General features: G+C 70.0%; 21 protein-coding genes. 16 read left to right on the top strand and 5 right to left on the bottom strand.

The window, feature by feature from the left end:
- Positions 1-2: 2 nt before the first annotated feature.
- Genes GC157_16075 through GC157_16100 form a run of 6 tightly spaced genes read left to right on the top strand, consistent with a single transcriptional unit; the run spans position 3 to position 7,840 of the window.
- Positions 3-3,677 (top strand): nitrate reductase subunit alpha, encoded by a 3,675-nt coding sequence (locus GC157_16075; protein ID MBI1378976.1) that lies wholly within the window; start codon positions 3-5, stop codon positions 3,675-3,677.
- Positions 3,677-5,260 (top strand): nitrate reductase subunit beta, encoded by a 1,584-nt coding sequence (narH, locus tag GC157_16080; protein ID MBI1378977.1) that lies wholly within the window; start codon positions 3,677-3,679, stop codon positions 5,258-5,260. The genes GC157_16075 and narH overlap by 1 nt, the downstream gene beginning before the upstream one ends.
- Entirely contained in the window at positions 5,257-5,883 is a 627-nt protein-coding gene (gene narJ / locus GC157_16085) for a nitrate reductase molybdenum cofactor assembly chaperone (protein ID MBI1378978.1), read from the top strand. Before narH ends, narJ begins: the two co-directional genes overlap by 4 nt.
- Positions 5,880-6,632 carry a respiratory nitrate reductase subunit gamma gene (narI, locus tag GC157_16090; protein ID MBI1378979.1) on the top strand — a complete coding sequence of 251 codons (753 nt, stop codon included), beginning with the start codon at positions 5,880-5,882 and terminating at the stop codon, positions 6,630-6,632. Before narJ ends, narI begins: the two co-directional genes overlap by 4 nt.
- Positions 6,608-7,423: a hypothetical protein gene (locus GC157_16095; protein MBI1378980.1), complete on the top strand. Its 816-nt coding sequence runs from the start codon at positions 6,608-6,610 to the stop codon at positions 7,421-7,423. The genes narI and GC157_16095 overlap by 25 nt, the downstream gene beginning before the upstream one ends.
- Before the next feature lie 39 nt (positions 7,424-7,462).
- Positions 7,463-7,840, top strand: a complete 378-nt coding sequence (locus GC157_16100) for a DUF488 family protein (GenBank protein MBI1378981.1) — start codon at positions 7,463-7,465, stop codon at positions 7,838-7,840.
- A gap of 175 nt (positions 7,841-8,015) precedes the next feature.
- Here GC157_16100 and GC157_16105 read toward each other — a convergent pair whose 3' ends face one another.
- From GC157_16105 to GC157_16115, 3 genes are all read right to left on the bottom strand, one after another.
- Positions 8,016-9,140, bottom strand: coding sequence for a tellurite resistance protein permease (locus GC157_16105; GenBank protein MBI1378982.1), 1,125 nt, complete (start codon positions 9,138-9,140; stop codon positions 8,016-8,018).
- Positions 9,141-9,655: 515 nt separating this feature from the next.
- Positions 9,656-9,988 (bottom strand): LuxR family transcriptional regulator, encoded by a 333-nt coding sequence (locus GC157_16110; GenBank protein MBI1378983.1) that lies wholly within the window; start codon positions 9,986-9,988, stop codon positions 9,656-9,658.
- Between the two features lie 61 nt (positions 9,989-10,049).
- On the bottom strand, positions 10,050-10,742 hold the full coding sequence (locus tag GC157_16115) for a transcriptional regulator (GenBank protein MBI1378984.1): 693 nt from the start codon (positions 10,740-10,742) through the stop codon (positions 10,050-10,052).
- A 120-nt stretch (positions 10,743-10,862) separates the two neighbouring features.
- Here GC157_16115 and GC157_16120 point away from each other — a divergent pair, with 120 nt between their 5' ends.
- From GC157_16120 to GC157_16145, 6 genes are all read left to right on the top strand, one after another.
- On the top strand, positions 10,863-11,693 hold the full coding sequence (locus GC157_16120) for a DUF2249 domain-containing protein (GenBank protein MBI1378985.1): 831 nt from the start codon (positions 10,863-10,865) through the stop codon (positions 11,691-11,693).
- Between the two features lie 2 nt (positions 11,694-11,695).
- Complete coding sequence (locus GC157_16125) at positions 11,696-12,151, top strand: hemerythrin domain-containing protein (GenBank protein MBI1378986.1); 456 nt, start codon at positions 11,696-11,698, stop codon at positions 12,149-12,151.
- Entirely contained in the window at positions 12,148-12,456 is a 309-nt protein-coding gene (locus tag GC157_16130; GenBank protein MBI1378987.1) for a Rieske 2Fe-2S domain-containing protein, read from the top strand. The genes GC157_16125 and GC157_16130 overlap by 4 nt, the downstream gene beginning before the upstream one ends.
- A gap of 1,241 nt (positions 12,457-13,697) precedes the next feature.
- A complete protein-coding gene (locus GC157_16135) occupies positions 13,698-17,087 on the top strand; it encodes a relaxase domain-containing protein (GenBank protein MBI1378988.1) in 3,390 nt (1,129 codons plus the stop codon).
- 179 nt (positions 17,088-17,266) lie between these two features.
- Complete coding sequence (locus tag GC157_16140; protein ID MBI1378989.1) at positions 17,267-17,620, top strand: hypothetical protein; 354 nt, start codon at positions 17,267-17,269, stop codon at positions 17,618-17,620.
- Positions 17,617-19,344 carry a tyrosine-type recombinase/integrase gene (locus tag GC157_16145; protein ID MBI1378990.1) on the top strand — a complete coding sequence of 576 codons (1,728 nt, stop codon included), beginning with the start codon at positions 17,617-17,619 and terminating at the stop codon, positions 19,342-19,344. The genes GC157_16140 and GC157_16145 overlap by 4 nt, the downstream gene beginning before the upstream one ends.
- Here the strand turns inward: GC157_16145 and GC157_16150 are convergent.
- A complete protein-coding gene (locus GC157_16150) occupies positions 19,153-19,473 on the bottom strand; it encodes a hypothetical protein (GenBank protein MBI1378991.1) in 321 nt (106 codons plus the stop codon). The genes GC157_16145 and GC157_16150 overlap by 192 nt on opposite strands.
- Before the next feature lie 162 nt (positions 19,474-19,635).
- Here GC157_16150 and GC157_16155 point away from each other — a divergent pair, with 162 nt between their 5' ends.
- The 4 genes from GC157_16155 (at position 19,636) to GC157_16170 (ending at position 21,937) form a co-directional block, all read left to right on the top strand.
- On the top strand, positions 19,636-20,001 hold the full coding sequence (locus GC157_16155; protein ID MBI1378992.1) for a hypothetical protein: 366 nt from the start codon (positions 19,636-19,638) through the stop codon (positions 19,999-20,001).
- A gap of 472 nt (positions 20,002-20,473) precedes the next feature.
- Positions 20,474-20,932: a hypothetical protein gene (locus GC157_16160; protein MBI1378993.1), complete on the top strand. Its 459-nt coding sequence runs from the start codon at positions 20,474-20,476 to the stop codon at positions 20,930-20,932.
- A complete protein-coding gene (locus GC157_16165; protein MBI1378994.1) occupies positions 20,925-21,194 on the top strand; it encodes a hypothetical protein in 270 nt (89 codons plus the stop codon). The genes GC157_16160 and GC157_16165 overlap by 8 nt, the downstream gene beginning before the upstream one ends.
- Before the next feature lie 98 nt (positions 21,195-21,292).
- A complete protein-coding gene (locus GC157_16170) occupies positions 21,293-21,937 on the top strand; it encodes a helix-turn-helix domain-containing protein (GenBank protein MBI1378995.1) in 645 nt (214 codons plus the stop codon).
- Between the two features lies 1 nt (position 21,938).
- Here the strand turns inward: GC157_16170 and GC157_16175 are convergent, their stop codons facing one another.
- Positions 21,939-23,360, bottom strand: coding sequence for an FAD-dependent oxidoreductase (locus GC157_16175; GenBank protein ID MBI1378996.1), 1,422 nt, complete (start codon positions 23,358-23,360; stop codon positions 21,939-21,941).
- Positions 23,361-23,417 lie beyond the last annotated feature (57 nt).

A 23,417-nucleotide genomic window follows, 5' to 3' on the forward strand; every position in this document is an offset into this window, starting at 1 on the left:
GCATCGACGACCCGGTCGTCGACGGACTCATCTCGGCCCGCTCGTTCCTCACCCGTTCCGATGTGTCGCCCGACCACCGGGCGGTGCACGAGGTGGGTGGTCGTGAGGGCGATGTCTTCTACCGGGACCGGTGGTCGCACGACAAGATCGTGCGCTCGACGCACGGGGTGAACTGCACCGGATCCTGCTCCTGGAAGGTCTACGTCAAGGACGGGATCATCACCTGGGAGACCCAGCAGACCGACTACCCCTCGGTCGGTCCGGACTCGCCGGAGTACGAGCCCCGCGGCTGCCCTCGTGGCGCGGCGTTCAGCTGGTACACCTACTCGCCCACGCGGGTGCGCTATCCGTACGTCCGCGGGGTGCTCCTCGAGATGTACCGCGCGGCCAAGCTCGCAAACGACGGCGATCCGGTCAAGGCGTGGGCCACGATCGCCGACGACGAGGACGCACGCCGTCGCTACCACTCCCAGCGCGGACGCGGCGGGCTCGTGCGCGCGACCTGGGACGAGGCGCTCGAGATCGTCGCTGCCGCCCAGGTCCACACCATCGCGAAGTTCGGACCGGACCGCGTCGCCGGCTTCTCGCCGATCCCGGCGATGTCGATGGCGTCGCACGCCTCAGGCGCGCGCTACACCTCGCTGCTCGGCGGCACGATGCTGTCGTTCTACGACTGGTACGCCGACCTGCCGATCGCGTCGCCGCAGATCTGGGGCGACCAGACCGACGTCCCCGAGTCGGCCGACTGGTGGAACGCCAGCTACCTCATCATGTGGGGCTCGAACATCCCCACGACCCGCACGCCCGACGCCCACTTCATGACCGAGGCCCGCTACAAGGGCCAGAAGGTCGTCACCGTCAGCCCGGACTACGCCGACAACACCAAGTTCGCCGACGAGTGGATGCCCGCGGCGCCCGGGACCGACGGGGCGCTGGCCATGGCGATGGGCCACGTGGTGCTCAAGGAGTTCTACGTCGACCGGCAGGTGCCGATGTTCGTCGACTACGCCAAGCGCCTCACCGACCTGCCGTTCCTCATCTCGCTGCGCCAGCGCGAGGACGCCTGGGTGCCTGACCGGTTCGTGAACGCGGCCGACCTCGGCATCGAGGAGGACGTGGCCGAGTGGAAGCCGGCGATGATGGACCGCCGGACGAACGAGCCGGTGATCCCGCACGGCTCGATCGGCTTCCGCCACAACGAGTCCGGCATGGGGAAGTGGAACCTCGACCTCGACGGCATCGAGCCGGTGCTCTCGCTCTACGACCCCGCAGGCGAGTCGGTCGCCGTCGACATGCCGCGCTTCGACGTCGGAGACGCGGGCAGCGAGCAGGGCTCGATCATCCGCCGCGGCGTGCCGGTCCGGCGCGTCGGCGACCGGCTTGTCACGACGGTCTACGACCTGCTGCTCGCGCAGTACGGCGTGGGCCGTGCCGGCCTCCCGGGCGAGTGGGCTGGCGGTTATGACGACGCGTCGAGCCTCTACACGCCTGCGTGGCAGGAGGAGATCACCTCCGTCCCGGCCGAGACCGTCACCCGGATCGCCCGCGAGTTCGCGGCGAACGCCGAGGAGTCGAACGGGCGCTCGCTGATCACGCTCGGCGCCGGGACGAACCACTGGTACCACTCCGACGCCACCTATCGCGCGATCATCGCGCTGGTGGTGCTCACCGGCTGCCAGGGCAAGAACGGTGGCGGCTGGGCGCACTACGTCGGCCAGGAGAAGGCGCGACCGTTCACCGGCTGGGCGCAGCTGGCCTTCGGCCTCGACTGGGTCCGACCGCCGCGTCAGATGGCGGGGACGTCGTACTGGTACCTCCACACCGACCAGTGGCGCTACGACGCGTTCGGCGCCGAGGACGTCGCGACCCCGCTCGGCACAGGCATCTTCGCCGGTCAGTCGTTCGCCGACACCCTCGCGCAGGCGGTGCGGATGGGGTGGACACCGGGATCGCCGACGTTCGACCGCAACCCGCTGACGCTGGCCGCGGACGCGGAGAAGGCCGGGATGTCGCCGGCGGACTACGTCGTGTCCGAGCTCAAGGCCGGACGCCTGAAGTTCGCGGTCGAGGACCCGGACGCGCCGGAGAACTTCCCGCGCGTGCTCACCGTGTGGCGCGCGAACCTGCTGGGCTCGTCGGGCAAGGGCAACGAGTACTTCCTGCACCATCTGCTCGGCGCAGACGGGGCGATCGACAACGTGGAGACGCCCGAGGGCCTGCGCCCGAAGGACGTGACGTGGCGCGAGGAGGCCCCGGTCGGGAAGCTGGATCTCCTGGTGTCGTTGGACTTCCGGATGACCAGCACAGGGCTGTTCAGCGACGTGCTGCTGCCCGCGGCGACGTGGTACGAGAAGTACGACATCGCCTCCACCGACATGCACCCCTACATCCACGCGTTCAACGCCGCGATCGCACCGCCGTGGCAGGCGCGCAGCGACTACGACACGTTCACCCGGCTCGCCGAGGTCTTCAGCGAGATGGCCGGACCGCGGCTCGGCACCCAGACCGACGTCGTCGCGACCCCGCTCACCCATGACACCCCGACCGAGATCGGCCAGCCGGGCGGCCGCGTGCTCGACTGGCGAGCGGGCGAGTGCGAGCCGATCCCCGGCAAGACGATGCCGAACATCGCGGTGGTGCAGCGCAACTACGGCGAGATCGCGGCGATGATGACCGCGCTCGGCCCGAACGTCGAGAACCTCGGCACGGTGGTCAAGGGCGTCACCCTCAAGCAGCCCAACTCCGTGGAGCACCTGCGCAAGGTCAACGGCGTCGCGCGCGGTGGCGTGGCCGACGGTCGGCCGTTGCTGAAGTCGGCCGAGCAGGCGTGCGAAGCGATCCTCACGCTGTCCGGAGTGTCGAACGGCGCGGTCGCGGTGGCCGGGTTCGAGCAGCTCGAGAAGCGGACCGGCGTGGAGCTGGCCGACCTCGCGCGCGAGCACGAGGGCAAGCAGATCACCTTCGCCGACACCCAGAGCCGGCCGCAGTCGGTCATCACCTCGTGGGAGTGGTCCGGCAGCGAGCACGGTGGCAGGCGCTACTCGCCCTTCACCATCAACGTTGAACGAGGTAAGCCCTGGCACACCCTCACCGGTCGCCAGCACTTCTTCCTCGACCACGACTGGATGGCCGAGGTCGGCGAGTGCTTCCCGACCTACCGCCCGCCGCTCAACCTCGCGGCGCTCGCCGGCTACCCGAAGATCGGCGACCACGGCGAGTCGCACGTGGTGGTGCGCTACCTCACCCCGCACTCGAAGTGGTCGATCCACTCGGAGTACCAGGACAACCTGTTCATGCTGGCGCTCTCGCGCGGCGGCCCGGACATCTGGATGAGCAAGGAGGACGCCGACAAGATCGGCGTCGCCGACAACGACTGGATCGAGGCGCACAACCGCAACGGCATCGTCGTCGCGCGCGCGGTCGTCTCGCACCGGATGCCCGAGGGCACCGTCTACATGTACCACGCGAAGGACCGCACGATCGGCGTCCCGCGGGTCGAGAAGACCGGGAAGCGCGGCGGCATCCACAACTCGCTGACGCGCCTGCTGCTCAAGCCGACGCACCTCATCGGTGGCTACGCCCAGCTGTCCTACGGCTTCAACTACTACGGCCCCACCGGCAACCAGCGCGACGAGGTCACCACGATCCGTCGCCGCTCGCAGGAGGTTCAGTACTGATGACGAGAGTCATGGCCCAGGTGGGCATGGTGATGAACCTCGACAAGTGCATCGGGTGCCACACCTGCTCGGTCACGTGCAAGCAGACGTGGACGAACAGGCGCGGCGTCGAGTACGTGTGGTTCAACAACGTCGAGACGCGCCCCGGTCAGGGCTACCCGCGCCGCTACGAGGACCAGGAGCAGTGGAAGGGTGGATGGGTCCTGAACAAGCGCGGCAAGCTGCGCCTGCGCAGCGGCAGCCGCTGGCACCGGCTCACCCAGATCTTCAGCAACCCCAAGCTCCCCGGTCTGGACGACTACTACGAGCCGTGGACCTACGACTACGACACGCTCATCAGCTCCCCGCCGATGGACACGGTGCCCGTGGCACGGCCGAAGTCGATGATCACCGGCAAGGACATGGAGATCCGCTGGGGCGCGAACTGGGACGACGACCTCGGCGGCACCGCCGAGAACGGGCACAAGGACCCGATGCTCAAGGGCATCGAGGACCAGGTGTCCTTCGAGTTCGAGAAGGCCTTCATGTTCTACCTGCCGCGAATCTGCGAGCACTGCCTCAACCCGTCGTGCGTGGCCTCGTGCCCGTCGGGTGCGATGTACAAGCGGTCCGAGGACGGCATCGTGCTCGTCGACCAGGACATGTGCCGCGGCTGGCGCATGTGCGTCTCGGGCTGCCCCTACAAGAAGGTCTACTTCAACCACCGCACTGGCAAGGCCGAGAAGTGCACGATGTGCTACCCGCGCATCGAGGTCGGCCAGCCCACCGTCTGCTCCGAGACCTGCGTAGGCCGCCTGCGCTACCTCGGCCTCTTCCTCTACGACGCCGACAAGGTGATGGCCGCCGCGTCGGTCGAGAACGAGCAGGACCTCTACGAGGCCCAGCTCGACCTGTTGCTCGACCCGAACGACCCCGAGGTCATCGAGCAGGCGCTGCGTGACGGCATCGCGGAGGACTGGATCGAGGCCGCGCAGAAGTCGCCGGTCTACGCCCTGGCGAAGACCTACAAGCTGGCCCTGCCGCTGCACCCGGAGTACCGCACCATGCCGATGGTCTGGTACATCCCGCCGCTCTCGCCCGTGGTGGATGCGCTGGCCAACACAGGTCACGACGCCGAGGACAAGGGCAACCTGTTCGCGGCGATCGAGGCGATGCGGATCCCGATCGGCTACCTCGCCAACCTCATGACAGCCGGCGACGTGTCCGTCGTCGACGGTGTCCTGCGTCGCCTCGCCGCGATGCGCGCCTACATGCGCGACATCAACCTCGGCCGCGACCCAGACGAGTCGATCGCCGAGGCGGTCGGACTCACCGGCGAGGAGGTCTACGAGATGTACCGGCTGCTGGCGATCGCGAAGTACGAGCACCGCTACGTCATCCCCGCCGCGCACCGGGAGGCGGCGGAGGCGCTCGAGGAGTCGCCGGGCTGCTCGCTGGACTACGAGGGGGGCCCGGGCATGCAGGGCACCTCGGTCAACGGCAAGGGACCGATCCCGGTGTCGATCGAGAGCTTCCACCTCACCAAGCAGCGGGCCGAGGCCGAGAAGTACGCGAACCTGCCCGAGGCCGGGGGAGAGCGATGAGCGACCCGATCGCGACCCGTCGCCTGCTCGCGGCGTGCTCGTTGCTGCTCAGCTATCCCGACGAGGCGACGGTGGAGCGCATCCCGCTCGTCCGTGAGCACCTCGCCGTGCTCCCGGCGCAGGCACGCGACCCGCTCGCGCGGTTCCTCGACTGGCTGGCGTCGACCGACGTGCTCCGCGCCCAGGAGCACTACGTCGAGATCTTCGACCGTCGTCGCAAGGCGTGCCTCTACCTCACCTACTTCCTCAACGGCGACACCCGTGGTCGTGGCATGGCGCTCGTGGGCTTCAAGGAGGCCTACCAGAGCGTGGGGTTCACGATCGGCGACGGCGAGCTGCCGGACTTCCTTCCGGTGGTGCTGGAGTTCGGCGCCGTCGGAGACCTCAAGTCGGCGCTCGGGATCCTCGGGCGCAACCGCGCAGGGCTCGAGCTGCTGCACCACGCGCTCGACGGCTTCGACTCGCCGTACGCCGAGGTCGCCGCAGCCCTGCTGACGGTGGTGCCCACCGGCATGGCCGGACCGAAGGCCGCCGAGCTGGCTGCGAGCGGTCCGCCGACCGAGATGGTGGGCCTCACCCCGTTCATCCCCGTCGAGTCGCTGCGAGTGGGAGCCCGGACATGACCGCCACCCAGACCTTCCTGTGGGTCGTGCTGCCCTACGTGACCACGGTTGCGTTCGCGATCGGCATGTTCTGGCGCTACCGCTACGACCAGTACGGCTGGACCACCCGCTCGTCGCAGATGTACGAGTCGCGTCTGCTCCGCATCGGCAGCCCCCTGTTCCACTTCGGCATCCTCATGGCTCTCGGCGGGCACATCCTCGGACTCGTCGTGCCCGAGGGCTGGACCAGCGCGGTAGGCGTGAGCGAGCACCTCTACCACGTGGCCGCGGTGACGTTCGGCGTGATCGCGGCGGTCATGGTCGTGGTGGGTCTTGCGATCCTGATCTACCGCCGGCGCACCGTCGGCCGCGTCTTCACCGTGACAACGCGCATGGACAAGCTCATGTACGTGATGCTCGCAGCTGTCGTGCTGCTGGGGGTCTACAACACCGTGGCGATCAACCTGCTCAACGTGACGGGCGAGTACCCGGGCGGTTACAACTACCGCGAGACGGTCGCCGTCTGGTTCCGCAGCCTGTTCGTCTTCAGCCCCGACGCGAGCGGCATGGTGCTCGCACCGCCGTCGTTCCAGATCCACGCGGTGCTCGCCATGCTGCTCTTCGCGCTGATCCCGTTCACGAGGCTCGTGCACATCTTCAGCGCCCCGGTCGGTTACCTGACGCGGCCCTACCTCGTCTACCGCAGCCGCGACCCCGAGGGCTCAGCGCGCGCGCCGCGCCGCGGATGGGAGCCGGTGCAACACAAGTGAGCACCTCGACGGCCCCGCGGCCGGCAGCTCGACGACGCGCACCGGTCCTGCCCCCACAGCACGGGGCGTGGGCGTTCCTGGCGCTGCCCCTCGTGCTCGCCTGCACGGTTGTGACGCCATCGTGGTGGACGGTCGTGCTCGCGGTCGCGTGGTTCGCGGCCTACCCCGCGAGCTACGCGGGCGGGCGCCTGCTGCGCGACCGCCGCCCCGAACGATTCCGACGCCCCTTCGTGCTGTGGGCCGCCCTCGCCGCGGTACCCGCTGCACTCCTGCTTCTCCGGTTCCCGTGGCTCGCCTGGGTGGGGGTGGTGCTCTTCGCGCTCGTCGCGGTGAACGTCCGCTACGCACGGCGCAACAACGAGCGTGCCCTGGCCAACGACCTCGTCGTCGTCACGGAGTGCGCACTGCTCGTCCCGGTCACGTGGGCGGTGAGCACCGCCGCGAGCACGGTGCCGCTGCCCGGCACCGTGCCCGCGCAGATCGCCGTCCTCACCGTCGTCTGCTGGCTGGTGCTGGCCGGCTCGACGCTGCACGTGAAGGCACTGATCCGCGAACGACGAGATCCGCGGTACGCACGAGCCTCTCGTGCGTTCGCCGTCTCGTCGGTGGTGGTCTCGGTCGCACTGGCCGCGAAGTGGGGGCTGCCCGAAGGCTGGGCCCTGGTCGTGCCGTTCGCCGCACTGGCCGTCCGCGCGTTCCTCGTCGGGCGGCGTCCCGCGCGAGCCAAGGTCATCGGGCTGGTCGAGCTCGCGATGTTCGCCTTGGTAGCGGTTGCTGCCTGGCTCGCGTGACCCCGCTCGTGCGTTGAGGTGCACGAGAGGAGCCGGCGCATGTCACACCCGCACAAGATCCGAGTGGGACACGCCTACGACGGGCGCGTGTGGGGCGACGGCGCCAGGGTGCTCGTCGACCGGCTCTGGCCTCGAGGCCTGTCCCACGTGAGGGCGGATCTCGACGAGTGGTGCAAGACCGTCGCCCCGTCGGTGGAACTCCGCACCTGGTATGGACACGACCCCGAACTGTTCGAACAGTTCCGCGAGCGATACCGGACCGAGCTCGAGGATCCCGAACGAATCGAAGCCGTGCGCCACCTGCGTACCCTCGCCAAGCGCAGGAACGTCACGCTGCTCACTGCCTCCAGGCGCCTCGAGACCAGTCATGCGATCGTGCTCGTCGACCTGCTCGGAGAGCAGGGCGCTACGGGCTGATGTGGCGCTCCTTCGACCGCACCCGCCGGTCTGAGGTGCGGTGTACCGCGGGGTAGCTCTCGCACGCTGCGGTCATGAGTAGCCCGAGGCTCAGGTGATCGACCACGTCGCCGCCCACACGGCTGCGGAGCGCTTTTGAAGATCTCGGGAGCGGCAACAGTCGGTAGATGACGGCTCAACGAGGTGGGTCGGCCCTGAACACGGTGCGCGCGAGGTGGTGCAGCATCGCACCGAAGACGATCGCCCACACCGCCAGCGCCACCCAGATCTCGGCGTGACCGATGGCCTTGACGATCGGCAGGTCGTCAACCTCACCGAGGTACGCAGAGCCGACGCCGTACATGCCGAGTGGGAACACGATGCTCCACATCGAGGGCTCGTACACCAGCGGGACGCGGTGCCGGAAATGCCGCCAATAGCCGACGGCGAGCAGCGCCGGGATCAGCCACGTTCCGAAGGCCCAGAACAGCACGGCCAGGCCAGCGATCAGGGCGCTGGTGGCCGTGACCATGGGTGCCTTCGCCATCTCGACGATCTTCGACCCCGCCACCACGCTGATAGCGGTGGCACCCATCGCCACCCAGTACGGCGGGGTGGCCTCAACCGGTTGAATCTTGAACATCAGCAGCCGGACGACCACCAGCACACCGACGGTGCCGTAGAGGAACAGCCCGACCGACCAGGAGAACACCGCGACGAGCGCCAGCTCGCGCCGGCCCACGTCGACCTGTGGCTCGAGGGTCGCAGCCAGCACGGCGATGGACTGGCTGGCAACGACCCAGATGAACCAGCTCCCGTTGACCCCGCGCAACGCCGGGTCGGTCCTGGGCCGGTGCGCCACCATGGCCGGGATCAAGTACCCCAGAAAGAGCCAAGCCAGGGACGACACCGCCAGCAGCCCGACGACGACCTCGCGATGCCCATCGCCGACCAGCCGGGCTCCGATCACGTTCGTGGCGGCCACGAACGTGAAGAACCCGAAGGCTCTCGCCGGATCGCTGAGGTCGTTCACCAGGTCGTGCCGGAAGGCGATCAGGCGACATGCGAGGAGCAGCACCAGGATGACGTAGCAGATCACGGCCAGCCACAGCAGTGACAGCGACAGCCAGCCCACCCCGGCGGTGCTGGTTCCGATCGACATGATGCCCGTGGCCATGACCAGGGCGAAGTAGCCAGGGTGAAGGCCGCTCACCCCGGCGCGGATGCGCTGCGCCCGAGACTCAGTCACGTGCGGGGTTGCTGCCGCGGTCACGTGGTGGAGTATCTCGTGCGACGCGTCTGCCGAGCTGCCGTTGTGCATGATCTGCGCACGCCTCGTTCCGGGCGGAGGCTCAGTCCCTGCCGTGCCGCCATCACGTGGCTGCGCCGCCACCCCGGTCGGCAGCGACGCGCGTGGCTGGCCCAGGTCCGCTTGCGACGGCGATCGCTGTGATCGCGGGTCCTCAGGGTTGCCGACGACGGCGCTCGGTAGCCGGGACGGTTCCAGAGAACTGCGAGGAGCAGTCAGGGTCTCCATGGCCAGAGGCCGGCTTGGCGCATGCAGATCTCCGCGCTGTCCAACGGCCCGGCCGCCGACGGTCCGACCTGAGCGAGGACGTCGCCGCGCCAGTCGCGGGCGGAGGCGCCACCCCGCGGCGGCGGCCGCCGCCAGCTCGGCGAGGTGCTTGAGGTGTGGACCGCACGCCGCCTGGTCGAGCCCTTCGACCTGGTTGCGGGGATCGGCGAGAGCCTCGGAGCGGGTCACGGTGAGGGCTTCGTGGAGGTGGGTCAGGTCCGTGTGGAGGTCCTCTCCGTCGCACACGTGCTCGGGCATCGTCATGGGGTCTTGGCCACGGTGAGCAGGACGGCGGAGTCCTCGAGCGCGTCGAGGGTGTGGCGTGCCGCGGGGATCACGAGCAGGTCCCCGGCCCGCCCCTCCCACTCGTCGCTGCCGGAGGAGAGTCGGACACGGCCGACAACCACGAGGAGGGTCGCGTCACCGGGGCTCTCGTGCTCGGCCATGGTGGTGTCCGCGGTCAGGGCGATCAGGGTCTGGCGCAGCACGCGTTCGTGACCTCCGTAGACCGTTTCGGCGCTGCGTCCGCTGGCCGCGCGATGGGCGAGCCTCAGCTGTTCGCGGGCGACGGCGTCGAGCGAGATCTTGTTCATGCGGTGTTCCTTCCCGTGCTTGGAGGTCGAGGGTGCCGGGTCACGCGTGTCGTGCCGGTGCTCAGGCGATCGGATCGTTGAGGTGCAGCAGGCAGGCGCCCGGCTCGGCGAAGGGACGGAGGTGGGCGCGTTGCGGGTCCCCGCCCAGCTCGGCCAGGGCTCCACGGACGAGGCCGAGGTGTAGCGGGCAGACGATGTCGGGTTGGGCGCGGGCGACGTCGAGGAGCGGGCAACGCCGCAACCGGACCTTGGCGCCGCGGGCGTCGCCGCTGGGGTCGAACCCGAGGCGGGCAAGCAGGCCGACGACCTGGCGACGGGCGTGCGTGGGGCTCCGGGCCGACGGGTCGGTGACGAGTGAGCGACCCCAGGTGTCGCCCGCGGCCAGCGCGTCAGCCCCAGGGTCGCTGCTCGTGCGCGAGATGTGTGCTGCCAGCGCCCCAGCGAGGCCGGCATAGTCGCGGACCCGAGGGTCGGGCTCGGCCTGGCCAAGGGCCGCGGTGTACTGCCACCCGGGCCGGCCGCGACCGAGGATCGGCGCCGGTGACCTCGTGGCCAGCCCCCGCGCGACGAGGCCCTCGAGGTGTTTGCGCGCCGTGTTGGGGTGCTGGACCAGTCGCGTCGCCAGCGACTCCACCGTGACCGCCGCAGCGGACCCCTGCAGATGTTCGAGCACGCGGGCGCGCTGCGGGGACAGCGGCACCGCCGCTGTGTCGTACCGAGCAGGCGCCGGCCCTAGAATTTCCACGTACAACAGTGTATTAAATAATGAGGCAGCCGGCTACCCGTCGGCGCAACTGAGGAGAACATCGTGGACATCACGCAGACCACCCCGAACCGTGGCACTCCTGCGGCTACGACATCGTCGCGAACCGGGGTGGTCCTCGCGTCAAGCGAGGCCGAGTCCGACGCCGTGGCCGCCGTCGTCCGACACCACGCCGAACTCGCCGGCGCCCTGACCTCGCTCACGGACGCGCTCCTGACCGCCGCCGCGGGCGTGCGCGGAGTGGCTGTGAACGCCGCGGACACCGCCCGGCACCGCCTGCTGGACTTCTGCACCGGCGAGCTGCTTGCGCACGCAGCGGCGGAGGAGTCCACCCTGTACCCGGCGGCCGTGTCCGACGAGCGAGCCCGGCTCCTAGTCGAGTCGATGCTCGCCGAGCACCGGGTCCTAGAGAGCCTGGTCGCAGAGGTCCGTGCGACCGAGAACCCGGTGCGAGCGGCCGCGGGGGCGAACGCCCTGCGCGTGCTGTTCGATGTACATCTCGCCAAGGAGAACGACCTGCTCCTGCCGCGGATCGCCGCCGACCCGTCGGTGTCGTTGACCAAGATCCTGACCGGGATGCACGAACTGCTCGGAGCCGACGAGCAACACGTACGGGAAGATCCCCCGGACCATCGCGATCGCCCGGCCGCAGCGACAGTTTCCGCCGAGACTCATGGGGCGGCGTGCGGCTGCGGTGGGTCGGACGGCGACCAGGACGCGCCGGTCCTCGACGTCCGAGACGTTCCGCACGCCATCCGACATGCGACGGTCTTCGGTGCCGTCGGTGCGGTTCCCCTCGCGGGCTCCCTCGTCCTGGTCGCGCCTCACGACCCGCTACCCCTGCTCAGGCAGCTCGAGGAGCGGGAGCCCGGCGCCTTCGGAGTGTCCTACGACCAGCGCGGACCCGACGCCTGGCGGGTCCGGCTCACCCGGACCCGCTAGCCATGTGCTCCTACTGCGGGTGCCGCGCCATCACTGTCATCGGTCAGCTCATGTCCGAGCACGAGGCGATCATCAATGCGACCGGCCTGCTCAGCCGCGCGGCAGCCGTGGGGGACGCCGCCGCGGCACGGACCGCGGCAGCAGTGGTCGCTGCGCTGCTCGAGCCGCACGCGGTCCGCGAGGAGGTCGGCCTGTTCGCTGAACTGCGGTGTGATTCGGAGTTCACCGCTCCCATCGACTCGCTCTGTGCGGAGCACCGCGAGCTCGACTCGCTACTCGCCCTTGTGTCCGGCGGGGATCTCGAGGCGGCCGCCACGCTGGAGATGCTGATGCGCCACCACATCGACCGGGAGGAGAACGGGATGTTCCCCGCCGCAGCCATCGCCCTGGACGGGGAGACATGGGATCTCATCGACGCCCGCGTGGCGCGCAGCGCCACAGGTGAGGTGAGCACATGACGTGGCTAACCGTTCGCGAGCTCCGTGACCTTGAACCCGATGTCCCACTCGGAATCCTTGTCGAGGGCGTCGCGGTCTGCCTCGTGTACACGTGCGGGGAGATCTACGCCGTGCACGACGAGTGCACCCACGCGGCCGTGCCTCTGTCCGAGGGAGATGTCGCCGACCGTACGATCGAGTGCTGGATGCACGGGTCAAGGTTCGACTTGCGTACCGGAGCCGCGCTGAACCTGCCGGCAACCAAACCAGTCAGGACGTACCCCGCTCGCTTGCTCAACGGGCGCGTCCAGATTTTGCCGCCATGACGGCCACTCCCTGCCCAGAGGCCGAGCGCACAAACTGCACCCCACCAGCAGGCAGTCCCCCGACGCGGGGCGCCGTCGGGAGCAAACCTGCGTCCAAGCGCGGTCCCTGCGGTGCGGCTTGTTGATCCCGGCCCGCTGCAGTGGCGTCGGGCAGGCTGCGACGGTGCCGCCCGGGCGGCTGATCTTGCCCGAGAGTCCCTGCGATTGACGATCCCGGCGAGTCTCAAGATGTCCCTGACGCTCGCCAAGATGGCGCCGGACGCGGCGATTGTCCTGGACGGAGTTGCTCGTTTGGCCGCCCTTGAAACGCAACCGCTCGGAGCGGCGGGATTCCTGGGTCGGTGACAGCGTTCGGCCATCGAATGTGCCCGAGGGCGGACTTGAGCAGAGGCCAGAAGCGGGACACTTTCTTTCGTGGTCACGGGCACGAACTCACGCCCTGCCGGCCGATGGTGTGACGGGAGGGGACGTGCGCTCCCGCCATGGCGAACGAATGGCGTTGACGGTGTCAATAGGGGGTCACGAAGGGACCACGTCCGTCCCGCTACATCCATGTCCGCCCCGTGCTCGAACGTGCCGAGTACCAACGGATTCCCGGGCTCCAACCCGGTTCGACCCCCGCCGCCTGCACTTCGACAAGCATCTGACGTGCTGAAACACCGCAGGAGGAGGCGGGTCTTGGTACCTACCCTTCTTCCCTTGGGGGAGTGGGAACTTGCGGCTCGATGGATACTCGACGCGATCGATTGAGCTGTGTCTCGTCTCGTTCCCCTCAGTTACCGGACGCTGTGCCGCGTGACCCTGCGCGCGTTAGTCAGACGCTCCTGGACTGCTCTCACCTCAGGCGCGGTCGCATCGTGCCTATCGAATCGCTGGGCGATAGCGCTATAGAGATCATCGGCGCTGGCTCGCGTGGTTCCTTCGGAGTGGCGGGGGTCTGCGGGGCTTCGGCGAGGCCGTGGGTCGCGCGACGCGGGGCAGCCGGAGCGGCGGCCCATCGGCGGTCCGTCGCCGACGACACGCGCGAACGCGACATCAACTTCCAACGTCGACCACACGAGACGAATCGTCCGCCTCCGTCCAGTCGAGACCGTCCACTGCCACGCCGTCACCGACCGATCATCGCGCCCGACCAGTGACAGCCACCTGCCGCAAATCGAAGCAGACATGTGCATCGGCGGCGTGTACCGTCTGGCCCTGAGTCCATTGTGGCTCAACGGGTTTCCGGGTTGTGATGTTTCGTGTTGTCCAGTGCGAAGATCGGTCGTTCCTCCTGGCGGTACTACCAGCGCAGCGTCGCGGGTGGTGCGTGCGAGTACTACGCCGAGCACGGCGACACCCCTGGCCGCTGGCATGGGTCCGGCCTCGCGCAGCTCGGCCTCACAGCAGGTGCCGAGGTGCAGGAGCGTGAACTCGAAGCACTGTTCGGTCGCGCCCTGTCCCCGACAACAGGTGTCGCGCTGGGGTCAGCCTGGCGCGCGGATGCGGTCACGGGGTACGACCTGACGTTCTCGGCGCCGAAGTCGGTGAGCACCCTGTGGGCGTTGGGTGACGCCCGGACGATGGCCGCGATCGACGCGGCACATGCCGCGGCGGTCAACGCCGCGCTCGGCTACCTCGAGACCCATGCGTCGCTGTCGCGACGTGGCCGTGACGGTGTCGAGCAGATCTCCTTGGCTGGGTTCACGGCCGCGTGCTTCGATCATCGGACGTCGCGCACGGGGGATCCGCAGCTGCACACCCATGCCCTGGTGGTGAACAAGGTCCGCTGCGTCGATGGGGCGTGGCGGACGTTGGACGGGCACGAGATCTTCCACCACAAGAAGTCCGCGGGTGTGATCTACCAGACCGCGCTGCGGGCGGAGCTGAGCGCGCGGTTGCCGGTGTCGTTCGGGCCGGTGTCCGAGCACGGTCAGGCCGAGATCGCCGGCGTCCCCGAGCCGCTCATGGCCGCGTGGTCCTCGCGCACGTCCGCGGTGATGGCGGACGCGGTCCCGACGATCGCCGACGCCGAGGACGCCCTCGGCCGCCCGGTGTCCGCGGCGGAGCGCGCGCGGATCATCAAGACGGCGGTGCTCTCGACGAGGCCGGCGAAGGACGCACCCGTCCCCGAGGGTGACCGTCGTGCCCTATGGGCGGCGCAGGCGGCGGCGTTGGGGTTCGAGGCGGACGCGGTGACGGACTCCGTCCGGACCGCGAACGCCCAGGCGAGAAACGTTCCGGTGCCGTCCGGGTGGTCGGGAGCGGTGCTGGTGGACTCGGTGACCGAGGTCGGGCGGCGCAAGGCGATCTGGTCCCGTGCGGACCTGGCCGTCGCGGTCGCGTCGCGGGTCCCGACGACGGGGGACCCCCGGCTGAGGTCGGCGGCCGATGCCGTGGCGTGGGTGGAGGAGATCACCGACCTCGCGCTCACCGAGGTCGGGCTCTCCGGCGCGGTGTCCTTGGGTGCGGACCCGTCCGGGGTGAGCGCGCGCGCTTCCGATGCCCGCTACGCGTCGCGGGAGCTGGTGGAGACCGAGGCTCGGATCCTGGACCGGGCGGTGACGGGTGGGTTCCGGTCCCCGGAGCGGCTGCGCCCGGACTTCGTCGCGTTGCTGCTGTCCGGCGAGGCGGGGCTCTCCGAGGAGCAGGCCCGGGCGGTGGTGCGCCTGATCGCGACTCGTGACCTGGTCACGGTGATGACCGCACCGGCGGGGGCGGGGAAGACCACCACCCTGGCCGCGGCCACGGTGGTCTGGGGCAACGACTGGAAGGACGTGACCGCGCTGGCCCCGTCCGCGCGTGCCGCCGCCGAGCTCGCGAAGGCGACCGGCGCACCGGGTCAGACCGTGGCCCGCTGGCTGCTCAACGAGGCGACCAACCCGACGCCAGTGAAGGTCCCGTCCGATCCGGGATACATGCGGCGAGAGGTGGTCGTGGTCGATGAGGCCTCGATGCTCACCACCGCGGACCTCGACGCCCTCACCGCTTACGTCGCGAAGCACCGAGCACGTCTGGTCCTGGTCGGGGACCCGGGGCAGATCGGTGCGGTCAACGCCCCCGGTGGCATGTTCGAGCACCTCACCCACAAGCTGAGCGGTCAGGTCATCGAGCTTACCGAGCTGCACCGGTTCACCCACCCGTGGGAAGCCGCCGCCACACTGCGCCTACGAGCCGGCGACGCGGGCGTCCTGGACATCTATGCGCAGCGGGGGCGGGTCCACCCGGCGGCGTCGAGTGAGGACGCCGCGGACGCGGTCTTCGACCGCTGGCATACAGCCACGATCACCGGGCGGGATGCGTTGATGCTGGCGCGGGCGTGGACGGACGTGAACGCGCTCAACGCCCGCGCCCGCGCTGTCGCGATCGCCACCGGCGCTGTCACCGGCCCCAACCTCGCCGTCATCGCTACCCGATCGGCGTCGACTCGTGGCCAGGTCGAGCAGCGGTCCTGGCGGGCCGGGGACGTGCTGCTGGCGAAGAAGAACGACAGCCGCACCCGGATCGGGGGCGAGACCCTGCGCAATGGGGACCGGTTCCGCGTCCTGGCCGCCAGCGACACCGGTGGGCTGGTCGTGGCGGACCTGCGTGGCCGCGGCACCCTCACCCTCCCCGGCGCCTACTTGGCCCGGCACGCGGAGTACGGGTGGGCCGCCACGATCGACGGCGCGCAGGGCGCGACCGCGGACGTCGGCATCGTCCTGGCCCGCGCCGGCCTCGACCGGGAGCACCTCTACGTCGCGATGTCGCGCGGGCGCCTGGAGAACCACGTCCACACCACCCCGGAGTTGGCCACCGGAGACGCCGGCCCCCACCGGCACCCGCCGACAGCATCCGGTACGAAGGCCGGGGCAGGGCCAGGGTCGCGTCCATACCCCGGACCCCTGGCCGCCGGGCTGGCGGAAGACGGGCAGGAACCGTGGCCAGGCTCGCGGCAAGGGGTGCCAGCCCAGGGTGACGCCATGACCAGTTCCAGCCCCGGGGTGCAGCTCGCACGGCCCGACCTCGACGCCGCGCTCGCCATGCTCGCCCGCGCGGTCGCGACCAGCGGACGCGAGCGTGCCGCGCACGCCCTCCTCGACCCGCCCGTCCACGCCGCGCGCGAGGCGGCGTGGGCCCGCGAGGAGGCAGCCCGGCCCAGCCCGGCGATCCCGCGCGAGCACCAACGCAACCGCGACGCCCTCGCCGGCGCCCGGGCTCGCCGCGACATGGCAGCCGATCACGTCACCCGCGTCAGGACCGAGCTGGAGTCCCAGCGGGCGGAGCTCGAGCGGGTGCCGTTCTGGGCCCGCAAACGCCGCACCACCGCAGAGGCTGCGGTGCGGCGCAGCGAAGGCGACCTCGACCAGGCTCTGACCTACCTCGGGACCCAGGACGCCACCGTCACCCAACACGCCGCCGTCGTCGACGCCGACACCACCCAGCGCGACAGCGACGAGACCCAGGCTCGGCGACGCCGCCGCCAGGAGTGGGCCACCTGGGACAGCAGAGACGTGAAGGACCCCAACGTCTACACCGGCCCCGACGACCCCCGGCTCCACCCCACCCAGCCCACGCGGGCACAGGAACCGTTCACCGTCGACCACGACCCACCCCACCGCAGCCACAGCCACGGCCACCGCTATGGACGCGACCACGGGATCAGCCGATGACCCCGCAGGAACGCCGCGTTTCACCACCACGCGAGAGCAGACGGACGTGCGCGGACGGCGATGCGGATCGTGTCCGGATCGTGGCCCAGCGAACTCGGTGTTGCCGATATGTCGTGCACACCTCCAGATAGAGGGACTCATCAGTCCCGAGCCCGAGACAACCCCACCCGGAGGCCGAGATGAACCGCAATGAGCTCGACGAACTCCCACCCGTCCTGGACGTCCCCACCGCCGCGAAGGTCCTCGGCATCGGCCGCTCGCTGGCCTACGAGCTGGTCCGCCGAGGGGAGTGGCCCACCACCGTGCTCCACGTGGGGACGTTGATCAAGATCCCGACCGAGCCGCTCGTCCGCCTGCTCGGTGCCGAACGGGAACCCGCCTCTGACGCGGGACCCGGGCAGGGTGCGAGTCACGTCCACGGAACCATCGCGAGGGCGTTGCCGGTGTCGGCGGCGGAGCCGACAATCAACGACGGGACCCACGGGCAGGCGCCTGTGCCAGTGGTTCGGGGATCGAGGAGGGGTGTCGCATGAGTGGCGGGTTCACCTTCAAGCGCTGCCCCTGCGCGCCGGTGACGAACGAGGCCGGGAAGGTGTTGGCGTGCAAGCGCAAGCACGGCAGCTGGTACTTCGCCGCCGAGACCCGCAGCACCGACGGGAAACGCCGCCAGGTCAAGCGGGGCGGGTTCGCGACCCAGGCCGACGCCCAGGCCGCGCTGACCGCGTTCGCGGAAGCGCAGAACACCGGCGCCTGGACCGATGACCGCAACCTCACGGTGAGCGAGTTCCTCACCGACTGGCTGGCCAAGAAGGTCGCCAACGGCCTGCGCCCGACGACCGAGCGCTCCTACCGCTGGCACATCACCGGCTACATCACCCCCGTCATCGGCAACCTCCGCCTGCGCGACGTGCGACCTCCGCACGTCGAGGAAGTCCTCCGCCTCGCGGCCGTGCCGAAGGAGAAGGGGCGCACGCCGGGGCCGGCGACGGTGCGGCGCATCCACGCCACCATGCGCTCCGCGTTCGCCAGCGCCAAGCGGGCCCGCTACATCCCCTACAACCCCGCCGTCGACGTCGAACTCCCCCGGGTTACCCGACCCCACGTGCAACCGTGGGAAGCCGACGAGCTCGGTGCGTTCCTCGACCACTGCGCCTCAGACCCCCTCGGCCCGCTCTACGAGGTCGCGGCCTTCACCGGCCTACGACGTGGTGAGCTCCTCGGCCTGCGGTGGGACGACATCGACGTCGAACGGTCCCGGCTGGTCGTCCGCCGTCAGATCGTGCAGCTCGGTCACGCCACACACGTCGGCCCGGTCAAGACCGCCAGCGGTCAGGACCGTGTCGTCGACCTCGACGAAGCCACTATCGGTGCTCTGCTCAGCCACCAGCTTCGCCAGCAGCAGCAACGCGACGAGTGGGGGAGCGCCTGGGTCGACAGCGGCCACGTCTTCACCAAGGAGGACGGCTCGCCGCTGCACCCCGAGACCGTCACCAAACGCTTCCGCGAACTCTCCGACGCTGCCGGGCTCCGACCGGTGCGGCTCCACGACCTACGCCACGGGCAGGCCAGCCTCATGCTCGCCGCCGGCGTCCCGATGGCCGTTGTCAGCAAGCGACTCGGACACGGCTCACTCGCGATCACCTCGGACACCTACTCGCACCTACTCGAAGGGGTCGGCCAGCAAGCCGCCACCGCCGCAGCCGCCTTGGTCCCGCGCACAGACCGCCGAACCCAGAATGAACCCAGGTCCCCTGAAGACGCCCTCGAGGCAGGGTCTCTGGAGGCTCTGTCTATGGGTTCAGAAGACGAGCCCAAATCGGGTATCGCCGCAGGTGAAACAGCAGAGGCCCGGTCCGAAGACCGAGCCTCTGCACACGTACGCCGCGTAGGACTTGAACCTACAACCCGCGGATTAAGAGAGGGCTCGGAGCGCATTCGGCGGAAGTCCCGAAAGTGCATTTCCGCAGGTCAGGGCAACATGCGCACGTCCGCGTTCGTGCGCGAATCGACCGGAACTGCCGAGAATGGCAACCAGAATGGCACCAATGATCTTGGTGGCTCGAGGTCACATCGAGCCCGGCATGGGCAGCAGTCGGAGCACCTCGATGGTGCCGACCTCATGGTGCGGGTGCGCGGCGAGGATCTGCTGGACGGCGTCGTCATCTTCGGCTTCCAGGATGGAGTATCCGCCCACCCAACCCGCTGGACCGGGGTCGCCGTCGGAGACAGGCTGAGTGGGGGAGCCCCAGTCGACTAGAGCATCGCCGGCCGACGCGCCCCAGGCCATCCAAGCCTCCATGCCGGCCTGTCGCTGTTCCGGGGTGCCGGCGGCCATCTGCTCGCCTGCGGTCATGGTGGATCGGTAGAGCACGAGGTACTTCTCCACGGTGCTACCTCCGAGAGCGCCTGGTCTGAGAGAGGTCAGTATCGCCGCGCTGTGTCCGCCAGGCCTAGAGTCGCGTCAGATCATGTTGTCGACCGCCCGTTCCAGGCAGTGAACGACGGCCCGTCATGGCACGCATCGGTCGGTTCGTATCGGAGGTCGTAGGTGGAGATCCCCAGGATGACCGACGAGGACAAGGCGCGGTTCCTCGCGCTGGTCCCGGACCGGCCAGACGTCGTCGTGAAGCCGATGTTCGGCAACCTCGGGGCGTACGTGAACGGCAACATGTTCATGGGCTCGTTCGGTGGTGACGTCGGCGTGAAGCTGTCGGCTGAGGACCGTGAGGCCCTGCTGGCGATCGCGGGAGCCGGCCCGTTCGGGCCGCCGGAGCGTCCGATGGGCGGCTACGTCACGCTGCCCTCGGCGTGGCGCTCGCCACGCTCGAAGGCGACCTCGTGGATCGCCCGGTCCCTGGCGTTCGTGGCGGAGATGCCGCCCAAGGCCGCGAAACCGCGGAAGCAGCGGGCCTGAGGCGGGCGCACCTCGGCAGGTGGCCACGTGGCGCGTTCAGTCGGAGCGCGTAGATCGGAAGCCGGACAGGAACCCGATGCTCGAGACGACGTAGGGGATCGCGTAGTTGGCGGCCACGCGCGCCGCGGTCGCAGGGCTGTGATCACCCGAGGTCAGCACGGCGAACTGGTTGACCACGGTGAGCAGGGTTCCGACGACGAGTGCGATCCGGGCGGCGGGGCGAACCGTTCGGCCCCGCGCGATGAGTGTGGCGCACTCGCTCCATCTCGACCACGCCAGATCCGTCGCTCGTTCCTCGGCAACGCCCATGGTCCACTCCTTGTCCGCCGGCTCGGGAACCCTGCGGGAATGGCCGACGATTCCCGACGGGTTCCCGGGCCGTCCGGACGAACGTGGGCTGGCCCACCGACGAGTGCCGCGAACGCTCCTACCGTCGTCACGCTCGTCCGAGCACGTAACCAGAGGAGACGACATGACCACGACTACATCCACCACGGTCGCCAAGGTCGGCGCATCGCCCGCATCGCGCACCGTCGTCGCGGGGGTCGTCGGAGGCCTCGCCGGCGGCATGGTCTTCGGGATGATGATGCAGATGATGGGCTTCATCCCGATGATCGCGGCGCTGGTAGGGAGCAGCTCGGTCGCTGTCGGTTGGGTGGTGCACCTGGCCATCTCGGCTGTCATCGGCGCGTTGTTCGGGTTGCTGCTCGCGGGGCGCGCTCTGCGACTCGGCGCTTACGCGGGCGCCGGTCTTGTCTACGGGGTGGTGTGGTGGGTGCTCGGCCCGCTCGTGCTGATGCCGGCCAAGCTCGGGATGCCGCTGTTCCAGTTCAACGACACCGTCTGGAAGTCCTTGATGGGGCACATGATCTACGGTCTCGTGCTCGGCTTGGTCGCCGGATGGGTCGTGCGCCGGAACGCGGATGCCTGACCGTTCGGGGAGTGGCCAGCGGCTCACCGTGCTGGTGTCCGGCGACTGTCCCGGGTGCGGTACGGCACGGTCGGTCGCCGCTGACGTCGCCCGCGCGCTGCCTGCCGTGGAGGTCGAGGTCGTCGACGTCGACCTCCACGGCGTCCCATCCGGGCTCGCGTTCGTAGGCACGCCGACCTACGTGCTCGACGATCGGGTGGTCTCGTTGGGGAACCCGCGTGCGGAGGACCTGGTGACCCTCATCGATGGAGCGCGACGGTGACGACGGCCGCCCGGCCGCCGGGTTGGAGTCCGGATCGCTGGGCGCCCGAGTGGCGGTTGGCGGAGGTCGACATCTTCCGGGACCTGCCTGCGTCGGACATGGAACGGATCGCCCGGGCCGCACCCATGCGCGAGGTCGGGGCGTCGACCGTTGTGTATCGCCCCGGCGATGAGCACCCGGTGCTGTTCATCCTCAAACGTGGACGGGTACGGGTCTACCGGTTGGCCGAGGATGGCCGCAGTCTGACGATGTCGATCGTCGAGCGTGGCGAGATCTTCGGTGAGATGCCCGAGCTCGGCCTGCGCATGGCGGGCTCGGGGGCGGAGACCCTCGAGCCGAGCCTGGTCTGCCTCATGAGCCGTGACGACGTGGAGCGGCTCGTGCTCGGCGACGGGCGGGTTGCTGCCAGGCTGGCCACGACGTTGGGGGAGCGCGTGTCGGAGCTCGAACGCCGGCTCGAGGACGCGGTGTTCCGCTCGGTCCCGTCGCGCGTGGCCTCGACTCTCGCGCTGTTGGCAGGCTCCGGCGACGACGACGTGAGGTTGACCCACGAGCAGCTCGCCGACCTGGTGGGGACCACGCGCGAGACGGTGACAAAGGTGCTCGGCGACCTGCGGGGCCGGGGGCTGGTGACGTCGAGGCGCGGGCGGATCCGCGTGCAGGACCGTGCTGCGCTGGCCGATCTCGCGACGTCGGGTGGATCGACGGCCGTGACCGGCGGGCACGCGGTAAGGCGGGCCTGAGTCAGCGGGTGAGGGCTCGACGCGCGGCCAGAAGGGTGCGCACGGCCCTGGAGGCGGCGGGCGCGGCGAGCCCGGCGCGCACGACGTCGATGGCCGCGTTCCAGGGCCCGTCCCCGTACGTCGGGTACGGGTGAGTCGTCGCCGCGAGGTCCCGCGCTCGGAGCCCGAGGCGCACGGCCAGGGTCAGTTCGGCCAGGGACTCGCCGGCCCGAGGGCCGACGACGGTCGCTCCCACGATGCGGTTCCGTGCGTCGAGGTGGAGCCTCGCGAACCCTGCCGTCCTCCCGTCCGCCACGGCGCGGTCCACGTGATCGTGCAGCCGGGTCACCGAGCGAACGCCCGGGTCGTCGGCACCCGCGCCGACCGCCGCGACCTCCGGGTCGGTGAACGTCACCCGTGGCACCGCGCGCCCTGTGACGGCTCGTCGCAGGCCCAGGACGGCGTTGGTGGCGGCGATGCCGCCGTGGACGCCGGCGACGTGGGTGAGCTGCGGATGCCCGGTGAGGTCGCCCGCCGCCCAGATCCGAGCGTTGCTGGTGCGCAGGTGGCGGTCGACGACGACGTTGCCGCGCGCATCGCATCGGATCAATGCCCGGTCGAGGTCCAGACCGCTCGTGGCCGGTGTGCGACCGACCGCCACGAGGATCCGGTCGAACGGCACGTGCTCGCTTCCACCGACGATCACGTCGCCCCCAGCGGGGGAACCTGTCACGGCCGTGACCGCGTGCCCGGTCAGGACCCGGACGCCGTCGCGGCGCAGCGCAGCGGTGACGAGCGCCGACGCGTCGGGGTCCTCACGGGGGAGCAGACGCAGCAACGACTCGATGACGGTGACGTCGCTGCCGAGTCGCGCGAACGCCTGCCCCAGCTCGCAGCCGATGCCGCCACCGCCCAGCACCACCAGGCGAGGGGGCAGGGCGTCGAGCTCCCACAGGGTGTCGCTGGTGAGCGGATCGACGTCGGCGAGCCCTGGGAGGGAGGGGATCGTGGGACGGGCACCGGTGGCCAGCACCGCGCGCTCGAAGGGCAGCGTCTCGTCGCCCACAGCCACGTCGCATGGTCCGGTGAACCGGGCGCGGCCGTGCACAACGCGTACGCCGGCTCGCTCCAAGGCCGCCGGGGCGTCGTCCGGCTCGATCGTGGCGATCGCGGCACGCACGTGCTGCATCACGTCGGCGAAGCGCACGGTGACCGCCGCGTCGATACCGAGCGGCGCGGCGCCGCGCGCGTGTGCGGCAGCAGCCGCTGCGGCCAGCAACGCCTTCGACGGGACGCACCCGGTCCACAGGCAGTCGCCCCCGGTCCGTTGCTGCTCGACGAGCACGACCTCGGCACCTAGGGCCGCCGCCGTCGCCGCAGCCACGATCCCTGCGGTTCCTCCGCCTACCACCACGAGATCTGGCGCGCGCCTGCCCCTGGCCATCCTGACGTCCTTCCGGGTCGCCGGCCGCCCTTGTCGCGTGCGCAACCCGATGACCTC

The sequence above is a fragment of the Frankiales bacterium genome (assembly GCA_016125335.1).
Lineage (GTDB): Bacteria > Actinomycetota > Actinomycetes > S36-B12 > CAIYMF01 > Longivirga.